The sequence below is a fragment of the Flavobacterium sp. CG_9.10 genome (assembly GCF_015752245.1).
Lineage (GTDB): Bacteria > Bacteroidota > Bacteroidia > Flavobacteriales > Flavobacteriaceae > Flavobacterium.
This window is the reverse complement of the sequence record NZ_JADOVD010000007.1, coordinates 136748-150657: the sequence shown is the minus strand read 5'-3', so window position 1 is coordinate 150657 and position 13910 is coordinate 136748. Positions and strand designations below refer to the sequence as shown.

Genomic DNA, 13910 nt, shown 5'->3' with positions numbered 1-13910 from the left:
AAACAAAATAACTAAATATGATTTATTAATTCAGTCATCGAAGTGAAAATTGAAATTTTCTCCGAAAGTTCTTCTCTTTTAATAAATTCAACCATTCTGCCAATGTACCATAATTCGTTAGTATCATCTAATAGTTCGACAGTCATTTTTGCAACATATTCATTTACCACATCTTTTTCAGGCTGAACCGTCAAATAAGAAACAAAAACAATAGAATCAAAATGCTTCTTTAAATCTTTCAAATTTTCAATAGGCATACTTTCGCCAAGATAGATTGCTTTATAACCGTGCAATAAAATTTCGTATTGCAAATACATCAAACCCAACTCATGTATTTCATTTAATGGAAGCGAGAGGACAAAAACTTTATCTAATTTAGTTGGTTTTAAAACTTGCAGTTTTTCCGTATTTACCAGCAGTTTTTGTTTTATCAAGTAGCTAATAAAATGCTCGTGCGCGGGGGATATTGTGTCAGACTGCCATAATAATCCCAGTTCGTTCATCAAAGGAATGAAGACTTCATGAAATATTTCTTTAAATGATTTGTCCGCAATTAACCAATTGTAGGTGGTAAAAAATAATTCCTGGTCAAAGTTCATCATTGCCATTTTGAAAGCACTGATTGCGTGACTTTTGGCTGTTTTGCTTGAAATTATTTCGCGAACAAGCGAAGGTATTTTATCCTGAGGATAGGTTGCAATTTTCGAAATCTTGTATCCATAATCATGCAACAAAGTAATATTCAACAGTTTTTGTAAACTGGCCAAATCATATAATCGAATATTGGTATCTGTTCGCATGGGTTGAAGTATGTCATATCTTTTCTCCCAAATTCGTATTGTATGCGCTTTTATTCCTGAAAGGTTTTCAAGATCTTTTATGCTGAATACGTTTTTTACATTGTTCATCGTTTACCTAAATTTAATAAACAAATGTAAAATAAATTTACTTATAAATCTCAAATAACTTAAAAACTATAGTATTATTCCAAAGTGACGCTTTTAAATGCATTTAATTTATCTAAATTCAGAATAGTCTTAGAATTATCATCACTTCTGCCGTACATGGGTTCAAACTTTGCCCCAAATACTATTTCTGCAAAAGTATAGGAAGTACGAGTTGCCACGGTATTACTAAACATATCGTCGAAGGTTTTAATGTAAACAACTATTTCTCCATTCGTGTTACTAAAATCTTCTTTGGAATAACCAAATAGTGGACTGTCTTCTGTAATGGGATGTACTAAAGTCCAACTTAAAGTTAGTGCATTAATTCTCTCCATTTCTAAAGCTAAAGAGTAGAATTTGTTAATTAATTTTCCATCTTCCTCTACGCTCATTCCTAGCGTTACTTTGGCTTCAGCATCGGTGAAATTAGTATTTTTAAAAGGCGTAGTTCGAATCATCAACCCCGTAATTTCTCCATATGGCGCAATCAATGCGTTGTTTGAAAATTTCAAAAAGGCAGTAGGTTTACTAAATCGACCAAAAAATAAACCCGTAGCAATTGCAAAACTCAATAGTCCAAAAAGTGCTTCAGCCGCAGAAAGCGCACTGGTCAAAAAACCGGAAGGACTAATATGCCCGTAACCAACAGTAGTAAAGGTTTGTGCACTAAAAAAATAAGCTTGCCCGAATTTGACCCATTCACTATCATTATTTGCAATTCCATTTAAATGCTCAATTCCGATTCCATAATAAATCGACGCAAAAATAAAATTAATTCCAACATAGAAACTTAAAATAATAAGCATAAATTTCCATGTAGCCATGTCAATCATTGTGTGATACCAACTGATTCGGTGCAAAATATGCATTCCTCGTTTTTCCACATTTGCTGTACCATTTTTGTTCACATAACGACCACCATAACTGTTTGCGTTAGTTCCGAAACCTGTGTTCTTATCCGCTTTTGCTTTAGCATTTATATTTTTCAAAAGAGATTTGTTTTTTATAATTAGTTCATAGTAAAATTAGTTAAAATCTAATTCAAAAGAAAGACGCTTTTTTTTAAAAAAATTAAACCTGATGAGTCATAATATTCACTTTTTTTGAAGCAACCAACATGAAAAACTCCTGAAGATCTTTCCAAACTTAAATTCAATTTTAAATTACAAAAACATTTATAAAAAAACGTAAAAAATAACCAAACTACTTGAAAATCAGTACCTTTATTATACTGATTTTTAATTATATAAAACCTACAGTTATGTATGACGAGATGTTTGAAGATCGAATTGAGGCTGCTGTACTACTTTCAGAGAGGTTAAAAAAATATAAGAATAGCAATGCCATAGTTCTTGCTGTTCCTCGAGGTGGAGTACCCATTGGATTAATAATTGCCAAAAATTTACATCTCCCATTGGATATTGTACTCTCGAAAAAAATAGGGCATCCGTATAATAAAGAATTTGCTGTTGGAGCCGTATCAATGAACTCCATGATTATAGATAAACATCCTGATGTTCATCAAGCGTATATTGATCAGGAAACAATTAGGCTACGAAAACTATTAAAGGAAAAGTACAAACTTTATATGGGCAATCGTGAACCTCTGGATATCCATGGAAAAAACATCATCTTAGTGGATGATGGAATCGCGACAGGAAACACCCTTTTAGTAAGCATAGCAATGTTGCGAAAAAAGAATCCGGCAAAAATTATCGTGGCCGTGCCTGTTGTTCCTTATGATACCGTGACTAAATTCGAAGACAGCGCAGACGAATTTATTTATATTATTGCCTCAAAACAGTTTAGAGGAGTGGGAGGATTTTATCAAGAGTTCACACAAGTAGAAGATGAGGAAGTGATTCAAATGCTACAGCTACCTAAACCCGCAGAATAAAAATGCAACTATTTAATCTCGCTCATTTCAAAATGTACAATTCATGAATAAATTAGAAATAGACATCGCTTTATCTTCTGTGATTTTAAAGGGTGATTTAGTGATTCCAGAAAACACCATAGGATTGGTTATTTTTTCTCACGGAAGTGGCAGCAGCAGGTTTAGTACCCGAAACAGAATGGTCGCTGAATTGATGCAGCAAAATAAAATAGCCACTTTTTTGTTTGATTTACTTACTGAGAAAGAGGACGAAATCTATGAAAACCGCTTTAATATTGATTTACTGACCAGCCGATTGATAGAAACGACCGAATGGCTGATGGAAAACAAAAATGCAAAAGGGTTACCAATAGGATATTTTGGTGCCAGTACCGGCGCGGCATCTGCATTGAGAGCTGCGGCATATTTTAAAGACAGTATAAAAGCGGTGGTATCAAGAGGTGGACGTCCTGACATGGCGATTACAGAATTGCCTTTGGTGACTGCTCCCACCTTATTGATTGTTGGCGGGCTTGACGTTCCGGTTATTGGAATGAACAAAATGGCCTTTGATAAATTAGAATCGGTAAAAGAAATAAAAATTATCCCAGGAGCTACGCATCTTTTTGAAGAACCAGAAAAATTGCAGGAGGTGGCGGACTTAGCCATTAGCTGGTATAAAAGATATTTGAAAAAAAGGACAATTAACAGCGAGTCTAAATTTAAAATAAATAAATATTAAAAAATAGAGAACAATGGCAACAGTAAATCTAGATTTAGTCTTTGATGGAAATTGTAAGGAAGCTTTTGATTTTTACAAATCAGTGTTTGGCGGCGAGTATTCTTATTTTGGAAAATATAAAGACATGCCTTCGCATGACAGTACCCAAATTTCTACTGAAGATGCTGAAAAAATAATGCATATCTCACTACCCATAAGTAAAGAGACCAGCTTGATGGGCAATCACTATATTGAATATTTTGGACGCACAACTGTTTTCGGGAATAATTTTTCGCTTTCCATTAATACCGAAAATAAAGAAGAAGCTGACCGGCTGTACAATACACTTTCAGTTGACGGAACTTTGGGGATGCCGATGGAAGATACTTTTTGGGACGCTTATTTCGGCATGTTCACCGATAAATTTGGCGTGAATTGGATGGTAAGTTTTGAAGAAAATCAGGCGAAATAAATTTACTTGCTTTTTTATTCAAATAATTTTAAAATATATTAAAAAAACTTTTAATATTTTCATAATTCACAGATATTAACTTGACCTATTAATAATTGATTAGATTTGAATAAACTAACCTTAAAATAAAACAAAAGGTAAAGCATTTAATCTCAATTAAATAAACATTTTATGACAAAGAAACGAATACTCGCATTTTTAATTATTGTACTATCAATTGTAAGTTGTAGTAAAGATGAACCAACATCATCGCCAGCGATTGCATTTACACAATCAGAAGGAAAAGCTGTCAATGGACAATATACGATTACTGGAACTATTACGTCATCAGTTTCGTTATTAAAGGTGATTGTTACAAAAGAAGGGGATACTACTCCATTTATCATTGATGATACAACAGCAAAAAATAAAAACAGCTACCCTTACTCGTATTTAATAACTGGTATCACAAAGGATACCTACATTTTGATTGATATTTATGATCAAAATAATACAAAAACGTCGACAAGATTTTTAATCAGGATTTAGACTGTTAACCAAGAAGTTGAAGAAAAGCCCGAATTTTACATTCGGGCTTTTTTTTGTTATACAAATCATTGACATATATGTGTTTAACAAAAAATAATGTTCCGCGCTCACAATTTAAGCAAAGTAGAGCAAATTTGTTTTAAAGGAAAGTAGGAATAGGTGCGAATTGTGGATCCACTATATGCCACACACAAATCATTCGGAAAACATTACCGCATAAAAAAGCCTCAATCAAGAGGCTTTTTTAATATACAAAATTCAAGTTTTTATTTACTCAAATACATTTTTCTTCTGGAATACAATTCGTAGAATTGGTCGTCTTTCAAGTCATCATTAAATAAGATGCTTTCTCCTGTTGATTTCATTTTTGGTCCTAATGCTTTATTCGCATTATGGAACTTGCTGAAAGAGAAAACTGTAACGCTGCATCTAAAATTTTATTAGCGCTATTGTATTGGCAAAAAAAGTATCTTTAGTAATTGAAAATTTAAAAATTGGCTAAATGAGAATAAAAATAATGTTGATTAGTATTCTATTGACACAGCAAATCATTGCTCAATCATACCAAAAAATCCATGACAGAGCCATTCTTATAGATTCGCACAATGATATCCTAACCAAAACGGTAGATAAAGGTTTTGTTTTTGATACCGACTTGAAAGGAAAGACCCATAGTGATTTGGCACGATGGAGACAAGGCGGACTTGATGTACAGGTGTTTTCTGTATTTTGCGACGGAGACAAAGTAAATCCTTTTGCCTACGCAAATCAACAAATGGATGCTTTGGATGCAGTTGCGAAACGCAATCCCGATAAAATTGTAAAAGTAACCAATACCAGAGCCTTATATAAAGTCGTAAAACAGCACAAAATAGCGGCTATGTTTGGCGTTGAAGGCGGACACATAATTGAAAATGATTTAAATAAATTGGATCTTTTGTATCATCGTGGCGCAAGATACATGACATTGACTTGGAATAATTCGACACCATGGGCAACGAGTGCCTTTGACGAAACTTTCAACAAAGATTTGAATCATAAAGGCTTGACTGACTTTGGCAAACAAGTAATACAGAGAATGAATGCCTTGGGTATGATGGTTGATATTAGTCATGTAGGATTAACCACTTTTTGGGATGTAATGAAAACCACCACAAAACCAGTAATTGCATCGCATAGTTCTGTTTACACCTTATGCCAACACCAACGAAATTTAAACGATGAACAAATAAAAGCTGTTGCCAAAAATGGAGGGGTTATTCAGGTAAATTTTTATTCCGGGTTTTTAGACAACAACTACATGAAAAGTAAAGAGGCCTTTATTGAAAAGCATGCTATCGAAAATGACGCTATGACAAAAAGTGGTATGACAGAAGAGGCAAGAGAAGAACTTCTTTTTATGAAGTATAAAAATGAGGTTGAGCCACTACGAACGCCTTTTTCATCAGTTATGCAACATATAGAATACATCATAAAATTAGTTGGTATCGATTATGTAGGTATCGGTTCTGATTTTGATGGCATTGAATCTCCCCCTCAAGAATTAGATGATGTTACTACCTATCCCCTGATTACAAAAGCTTTGGTAGAAAAAGGCTATAGCCAAAAAGATATCACCAAGATTTTAGGAGGAAATTTTCTGAGAGTTCTAAAAGCAAATGAAGTAAACTAAAAACGATGAAAAAACTAACCAAAGAAGACATCAGTCAAGAAGTATTTGACTTATACGATGACTACGCTCATAATAAACTGGATAGGAGACAGTTCGTACAGAAATTATCGTTGTTTGCGGTGGGAACGCTCACGCTTCCTTCGCTTCTTAGTTTTATGACACCCAATTACGTTGATTCTATATTAATCAAGCCAGAAGACCCAAGGCTGAAATCAGAATACATCACGTACGATTCTCCCAAAGGCGGAGGAAAAATCAAAGGACTTTTATCTCAACCCACGGGAACCAAAAAGAAACTGCCGGGAATCATAGTAGTACATGAAAACCGCGGACTGAACCCTTATATTGAAGATGTAGGACGAAGAGCCGCCGTGGAAGGATTCATTACTTTGGCACCCGATGCGTTATCTCCTTTGGGCGGTTATCCTGGAAATGATGATGCGGGAAGAGAATTACAAAAAAAACGTACCCGTGAAGAAATGCTCGAAGACTTTATTGCAGCTTATGAATACCTAAAATCACACAAAGATTGTAATGGACATATTGGTGTGGTAGGATTTTGTTTTGGCGGTTGGATTGCCAATATGATGGCGGTCAAAATCCCAGATTTGTGTGCCGCAGTTCCTTATTACGGCGGACAACCCACAGCAGCCGAGGCCGAGAAAATAAAAACGCCTATCCTAGCACACTATGCCAGTTTAGACAGCAGAGTAAATGAAGGTTGGCCTGCTTTTGAAGCGATCCTTAAAAAGAACAAAGTAAAACATACTGCTTATTTCTATCCCGGAGTGAATCATGGTTTTCATAACAATACCACGCCGAGATACGATGAAAAAGCCGCCACTTTATCATGGACAAGAACTATTGATTTTTTCAAGGTGAAATTGAAGAAGAAATAAGTTCAGTATTTTGATATGTAAAAGTTCCTAGATTGGGGCATTTTTTATTTCATTAGAGGCTATTTCAAAGAAATAATCTATAAATATTAACTTAGGGAAATTTAATCAGTTTTTTTTATACAAATAGTTTTATAGTTAACTTGAAAAATTATAGGAGTTGATGTAGGAGTTGTTTTTTATGTTAATAATGATTTTAAAATCGAGAAAAATGCAATATCTTATTTGATTAAAAAATGTATATTTACATCTGATCAGTAAACAAAGCCCTATATTAAAGGGTTTCTTATTTGACACTTATTTGACAATATGGAAGAAATCGAATTAAAATCATTAATAAAAGAGCTTGTAACCTTTTCTCAAGAAACCGAATGGGTTGAATTCAAGTTGAACTTTCATTCTAATGAAGAAATAGGAGAAAGAATTTCAGCCTTAGCAAATGGTGCTTGTTTAAATAATAAACAAAATGGGTTTTTAATTTTTGGAGTCGAAGACAAAACCCATACAATTAAGGGAACAACATTTAAAGTAAAATCGGCAACTCAAGGAAAAGAGGAACTTGAAAATTGGATAATTCAACGTCTAGATCCTCGTATTGATTTTAAAACTTATGAATTTTTTTATTCAGAGAATATCAGAATTAGTATGTTTGTTATTCCTGCGTCTATTAATCGTCCCGTCAAGTTCCTTAATCAAGCTTATATCAGGATTGGTAGTTATACTAGGTTACTTAAAGATTTTCCAGAAAAAGAAGCGAAAATTTGGAATAGAAAAACCAAAGATAAATTCGAGTTGCAATTAGCTAAAGAAAATGTTGATGACGATACAATCATTTCTTTACTTGATACTCAAACTTATTTTGATTTACTGAAACTTCCTTATCCATCTAATAGAAAAGGAGTAATCGATAAATTCATTTCAGAAAACTTAATCATTAAGAAAACTACTAAATACTCAATTACAAATTTAGGTGCCATTTTATTCGCTAAAAACTTAGAAGACTTCCCTGATTTAAAAAGAAAAGCAATCAGAGTAATAGTTTACAAAAACAATAATAAGATTGAAACAATTCGTGAGCAAATTGGAGGCAAAGGATATGTATCAGGTTATCAAGGATTAATTGATTGGGTAAATAGTCAACTACCAGCAAATGAAGAAATAGGTAAAGCATTTCGAGATGATAAAAGAATGTATCCAGAAATTGCTGTGAGAGAATTATTAGCTAATGCAATAATCCACCAAGATTTTGAAGAAAAAGGATTTCCTATGGTTGAAATATTCTCAGATAGGATAGAAATTACAAATCCCGGAATTCCGTTAATTACTCCAGAGAGGTTTATTGATGAATACCAGTCTAGAAACGATACCCTTGCAGATTTAATGAGAAGATTAGGAATATGTGAAGAAAAAGGAAGTGGAATTGATAAAGTAATATCTTATAATGAAATTTATCAACTTCCTGCTCCAGAAATACTTATTCAAGAGAAGCATACCAGAGTAATTATGTATTCTTATAAAACTCTAAATCAAATGGATAAAAAAGATAAAGTAAGAGCTTGTTATCAACATTGTTGTTTGAGATATGTTTCAAATGATAAAATGACTAACCAATCACTAAGAGATAGATTTAAAATTGAAGATAAAAATGCTGCGATAGCGTCTAGAATTATAAAAGAAGCTTTACTTGCAAAAATTATCAAAGAAGATGATCCCGAAAGCAATTCAAGAAAATATAAAAAATACGTGCCTTTTTGGGCATAATTCTTATTTGATGGTTATTTGATAATTGATGACTTTAAAAACACAAACAACTGAAATTCAACAATTTTTTATTTGACATATTAAACTATTGCCAAAATCTAGAATTCGTTGAGGCAAATGTCTCCGACTTTGCAATAACAATAACGAGCCATTAACACAAAACACTTTCCCACAAAAAAAGCCCCAAACGGGGCTTTTTCAATATCAATAATTCAAGTTTTTATTTACTCAAATACATTTTTCTTCTAGAGTACAATTCGTAGAATTGATCGTCTTTTAAGTCATCAATAAACAAGATACTTTCTCCTGTTGATTTCATTTCTGGTCCTAATGCTTTGTTCACATTATGGAATTTGCTGAAAGAGAAAACCGGTTGCTTGATGGCAAATCCTTTCAATTGTGGGTTGAAGGTAAAATCAGTTACTTTATTGTGACCTAACATTACTTTAGTCGCATAGTTCACATATGGTTCTCCGTAAGCTTTTGCAATAAATGGAACCGTACGAGACGCTCTAGGATTTGCTTCAATAATATAAACAATATCATCTTTTATCGCAAACTGAATGTTGATTAAACCAACGGTTCTCAAAGCCAACGCAATATTCTTGGTATGGTCTTTTATTTGTTGCATCACAAATTCACCCAAGTTAAATGGTGGTAAAGTCGCGTTACTGTCTCCAGAATGCACTCCGCATGGTTCGATATGTTCCATAATTCCTATGATGTACACATTTTCTCCATCGCAAATCGCATCGGCTTCGGCTTCAATCGCACCATCCAAATAATGGTCTAAAAGCAATTTATTCCCTGGAATCGTTTTCAATAAATTGATCACGTGCTCTTCCAGTTCTTGCTTGTTGATTACAATTTTCATTCCCTGACCACCCAACACATAAGAAGGACGAATCAATAAAGGAAAGTCCAACGTGTCAGCTAAAGCAGAAGCTTCGTCAGCAGTTTCGGCAATTCCAAATTGTGGGAAAGGAATTTTCAATTCGGTTAACAACTCAGAGAAACGTCCTCTGTCTTCGGCTAAATCCAAAGCATCAAAGCTCGTTCCTATAATTTTAATACCGTATTTAGATAGTTTTTCGGCTAACTTCAAGGCTGTTTGTCCTCCTAATTGCACGATAACCCCTTCTGGTTTTTCATGTTGGATAATATCGTAAATATGTTCCCAGAAAACCGGTTCAAAATACAATTTATCAGCTGTATCAAAATCAGTCGAAACCGTTTCTGGATTACAGTTGATCATGATGGTTTCGTAACCACATTCTTTGGCGGCAAGCACACCATGCACACAAGAGTAATCAAATTCGATTCCTTGTCCAATTCTATTTGGGCCTGACCCAAGAACAATTATTTTCTTTTTATCAGTAACAATACTTTCGTTGTCCACGTAACGTGTTCCGTCCGCTTTTTCTATTTCAGCTTCAAAAGTCGAATAGTAATAGGGCGTTTTCGCTTTGAACTCAGCAGCACAAGTATCCACTAATTTGAACACACGATTGATGTTCATTGTAGTTCGCAGCGTATGCACTTGGCTTTCTAAACAACCCATCATGTGCGCAATTTGTCTGTCGGCAAAACCTTTTTGTTTCGCTTCCAATAACAATTCTCTTGGTAAAGAATCTACTTTATAGTTTGAAATTTCTTTTTCTAATGTATAAAGTTCTTCGTATTGTTTTAAGAACCACATATCGATTTTAGTGATTTCATGAATACGGCTCAATGGAATTCCAAGAGCGATTGCATCATAAATCACAAAAACACGATCCCAACTTGCAAAAGTCAGTTTCTCGATAATTTGTTCGTAATTTTTATATCCTTTTCCGTCCGCACCTAAACCATTTCTTTTGATTTCCAATGATTGAGTGGCTTTATGCAAAGCTTCCTGGAACGAACGTCCAATTCCCATTACTTCACCAACGGATTTCATTTGAAGTCCTAACGTTCTGTCAGCTCCTTCAAATTTATCAAAGTTCCAACGTGGAATTTTTACAATCACATAATCCAAAGTTGGTTCGAATAAAGCCGAAGTTGATTTGGTAATTTGATTTTGCAATTCATCTAAGTTGTAACCTAACGCTAATTTTGACGCAATCTTTGCAATAGGATAACCCGTTGCTTTTGATGCCAAGGCTGATGAACGAGAAACACGAGGATTGATTTCAATCGCTACAATATCTTCTTTCTCGTCAGGCGAAACAGCAAACTGCACATTACAACCTCCTGCAAAATTTCCGATGCTGCGCATCATCAAAATGGCATAATCACGCATTCTTTGGAAAGTCGTATCGGATAACGTCATTGCCGGAGCAACCGTAATGGAATCTCCAGTATGAATTCCCATTGGATCCATATTTTCGATAGAACAGATAATCACAACATTATCGTTTTTATCTCTCAAAAGTTCCAACTCATATTCCTTCCAACCCATTAAAGCCTTGTCAATCAACACCTCATGAATAGGTGATGCTTCTAAACCTCTGGTTAAAAGTTCGTCAAAATCTTCCTTTTTATACACAATAGCAGCTCCGGTACCACCAAGCGTAAACGAAGGACGTATTACTAATGGAAAACCAAATTCCTGCGCTATTTCTTTTCCTCTAAGGTAAGAAGTACATATTTCAGCCGGTGCAGATGGAACACCTATCTTTTTTAGCAATTGTTTGAACTGCTCTCTATCTTCGGTAATATTAATTGCGTTTACATCAACCCCGATTAATTTTACTCCAAAATCAGCCCAAATTCCTTTTTCATCTGCTTCAAGACACAAGTTCAGCGCCGTTTGTCCACCCATTGTAGGCAAAACAGCATCGATTTGAGGATGTGCTTTAAGAATTTCAATGATTGATTTAGTAGTTAGGGGTTTCAAGTAAATATGATCGGCCATGGATGGGTCGGTCATAATGGTTGCCGGATTGGAATTGATTAGGATAACTTCAATTCCTTCCTCACGGATAGAACGAGCAGATTGTGATCCCGCATAATCAAATTCACATGCTTGACCAATAACAATAGGACCTGAACCTATTATTAAAACTGATTTTATGGATGTATCTTTTGGCATTGTAGTGTTGTATTGTGTTGTGTAGTTATTTTTTTCAAAGATTAAAGTTACTCAACTTTAAGACTTTAAATCCGAGCCTTAATTTTTTTTTAACGACTAGGTATAAAAAAAGGCGATACTAAAGAAAGTAACGCCTTATTTATGTTTATAAAAACATTATTTTTTGTGTCTTGGTTCACAAGAAACAGTCAATTTATGTCTTCCTTTAGCTCTTCTACGCGCTAGAACTTTTCTTCCATTTGCAGAAGCCATTCTGTCCATAAATCCGTGCTTATTTCTTCTTTTTCTTTTCGATGGTTGAAACGTTCTTTTGCTCATTGCTTTGTATCTTTAAAATCTTATTTATATGTCTTCCTATTTCGAATAACTGTTATTCTAAAACCGAGTGCAAATATACAAAGACTTTTTTTTCTCGCAAGCAGTTTTGTAAAAATATTTTCAATTCATTTTACTATATTTGTGATCTTAAAATAATCACACTATGTTTCACAGAAATATTAAACTTATTATCGCTGGATTAATAATAGCGACAGGGATTTGGCAAATTACAGATGGAAATATCGGCAACGGTATATTCCTTATATTATTGAGTGCAATTCCTATTTTTCTTTACTTCAAAAACGAATTTATCTTACTTGCCTTCTTAAAATTAAGAAAACAGGATTTTGAGGGCGCCAAAAAATGGCTAGCATACATCAAAAATCCCGAAACTGCTTTAGTACAAAAACAACAGGGATACTTTAATTACTTGCACGGAATCATGCTTTCGCAAACAAATATCAATCAAGCAGAAAAATATTTCAAAAAAGCAATTGAATTGGGATTATCAATGGATATGGACTTGGCTGTAGCCAAATTAAATTTAGCCGGAGTTGCCATGACGCGCCGAAGAAAGCTCGAAGCGACTACTCTACTGAATGAAGCCAAAAAATTAGACAAGCAGAATATGTTGAAAGATCAAATCACAATGATGAAAGATCAGATGAAAAAAATATAATTTTTAAAAGGGCCAAATGATATACATTTGGCCCTTTTTTTTAACTTCAAATCAATACCCTTTCGACGGAATTTCTATTTGATATTTTTTACCGGTATCGTTTAGTAATTTATTTTCTCTTAGCCAAGGATTGTGCAATTTCAAAATCTTGTAGTTAATTCCTTGTTCTTTTGCAAAAGCAGCCAAATCCGTTATTGAACTGTCGATTTCAATTTTTTTGGTAGGCAAAATTTCATACATCTCCCCAGGAAGTACTGTGAATCCATATTTTACAGGGTTTTTCATTATTTCTTTCAAAGTAAGAATCCTAAAAACATATCGCGACGTTTCCTCCGTAAGAAGTAAATCATAATAGTTAGTTACTTTTTGAATATCAATTTGCTTTTGCACACCGGTCATTCCTCCGTTATAAGAAGCCGCAGCCATTGTCCAACTTCCAAATTTCGCTTTGGCTTTCAAAAAATAGCTACAAGCTGCTTCTGTCGATTTTTCAAGATGATAGCGCTCATCAACATTATCCGTAACTTCCATTCCTTTCTCTTTGGCTGTTTCTGGCATAAATTGCCACACTCCTCGCGCTCCTGCGGGAGAAACGGCGTTAACCAAACCACTTTCTATAACTGCCAAATATTTAAAATCATCCGGAATACCATTTTTTTTGAGAATCGGTTCAATAACTGGAAAAGCACGATTGGCTCTTTTTATATTCAGAATAGTCGATGCTTGCGAATTGATATTTATCAGCAATTCTCTATCGAGACGCTCTCTAACATCCGACAATTTCAAAGGTGTTTCTTCACCGGCAAAGTCAAGTTTCTCAGGAAAGTAATTAGAAATTCCTTGTTTATTGATTTTATCTTTTGAATCATATGTCGTTGCAAAAATTAATAGTCCACTCGCAAAAATCACAGTGCTAATTATTCCAATTTTTTTTATCAATATCATCTTTTCTTTTTTTATCTTTTTA

General features: G+C 34.1%; 13 protein-coding genes. 8 read left to right on the top strand and 5 right to left on the bottom strand.

Features of this window, described 5'->3' with window-relative positions; genetic code table 11:
- Positions 1-11: 11 nt before the first annotated feature.
- Positions 12-908: a MerR family transcriptional regulator gene (locus tag IWX84_RS07925; protein WP_196850200.1), complete on the bottom strand. Its 897-nt coding sequence runs from the start codon at positions 906-908 to the stop codon at positions 12-14.
- A 74-nt stretch (positions 909-982) separates the two neighbouring features.
- Entirely contained in the window at positions 983-1936 is a 954-nt protein-coding gene (locus IWX84_RS07920; RefSeq protein ID WP_231385443.1) for an ion channel, read from the bottom strand.
- 272 nt (positions 1937-2208) lie between these two features.
- On the opposite strand from IWX84_RS07920, the gene IWX84_RS07915 reads away from it, so the two are divergent.
- From IWX84_RS07915 to IWX84_RS07885, 7 genes are all read left to right on the top strand, one after another.
- A complete protein-coding gene (locus IWX84_RS07915; RefSeq protein WP_196850199.1) occupies positions 2209-2844 on the top strand; it encodes a phosphoribosyltransferase in 636 nt (211 codons plus the stop codon).
- Between the two features lie 43 nt (positions 2845-2887).
- Positions 2888-3565, top strand: a complete 678-nt coding sequence (locus tag IWX84_RS07910) for a dienelactone hydrolase family protein (RefSeq protein WP_196850198.1) — start codon at positions 2888-2890, stop codon at positions 3563-3565.
- A gap of 13 nt (positions 3566-3578) precedes the next feature.
- Positions 3579-4016 carry a VOC family protein gene (locus tag IWX84_RS07905; RefSeq protein WP_196850197.1) on the top strand — a complete coding sequence of 146 codons (438 nt, stop codon included), beginning with the start codon at positions 3579-3581 and terminating at the stop codon, positions 4014-4016.
- Positions 4017-4187: 171 nt separating this feature from the next.
- Complete coding sequence (locus IWX84_RS07900) at positions 4188-4544, top strand: hypothetical protein (RefSeq protein ID WP_196850196.1); 357 nt, start codon at positions 4188-4190, stop codon at positions 4542-4544.
- A 502-nt stretch (positions 4545-5046) separates the two neighbouring features.
- Positions 5047-6216 carry a dipeptidase gene (locus IWX84_RS07895; protein ID WP_196850195.1) on the top strand — a complete coding sequence of 390 codons (1170 nt, stop codon included), beginning with the start codon at positions 5047-5049 and terminating at the stop codon, positions 6214-6216.
- 5 nt (positions 6217-6221) lie between these two features.
- Entirely contained in the window at positions 6222-7115 is an 894-nt protein-coding gene (locus IWX84_RS07890) for a dienelactone hydrolase family protein (protein ID WP_196850194.1), read from the top strand.
- A 306-nt stretch (positions 7116-7421) separates the two neighbouring features.
- Complete coding sequence (locus IWX84_RS07885; RefSeq protein WP_196850193.1) at positions 7422-8873, top strand: ATP-binding protein; 1452 nt, start codon at positions 7422-7424, stop codon at positions 8871-8873.
- A 220-nt stretch (positions 8874-9093) separates the two neighbouring features.
- Here the strand turns inward: IWX84_RS07885 and carB are convergent, their stop codons facing one another.
- A complete protein-coding gene (gene carB, locus IWX84_RS07880; RefSeq protein ID WP_196850192.1) occupies positions 9094-11946 on the bottom strand; it encodes a carbamoyl-phosphate synthase large subunit in 2853 nt (950 codons plus the stop codon).
- A gap of 156 nt (positions 11947-12102) precedes the next feature.
- The gene (gene rpmH / locus IWX84_RS07875) at positions 12103-12264 is read right to left on the bottom strand and encodes a 50S ribosomal protein L34 (protein ID WP_007136275.1); all 162 of its coding nucleotides are present in this window, start codon (positions 12262-12264) and stop codon (positions 12103-12105) included.
- A 163-nt stretch (positions 12265-12427) separates the two neighbouring features.
- Between rpmH and IWX84_RS07870 the strand changes: the two genes are divergently transcribed.
- Positions 12428-12943, top strand: a complete 516-nt coding sequence (locus tag IWX84_RS07870; protein ID WP_196850191.1) for a DUF2892 domain-containing protein — start codon at positions 12428-12430, stop codon at positions 12941-12943.
- A gap of 51 nt (positions 12944-12994) precedes the next feature.
- On the opposite strand, the gene IWX84_RS07865 is transcribed toward IWX84_RS07870, so the two are convergent.
- Positions 12995-13888, bottom strand: a complete 894-nt coding sequence (locus tag IWX84_RS07865; protein WP_196850190.1) for a lytic transglycosylase domain-containing protein — start codon at positions 13886-13888, stop codon at positions 12995-12997.
- Positions 13889-13910 lie beyond the last annotated feature (22 nt).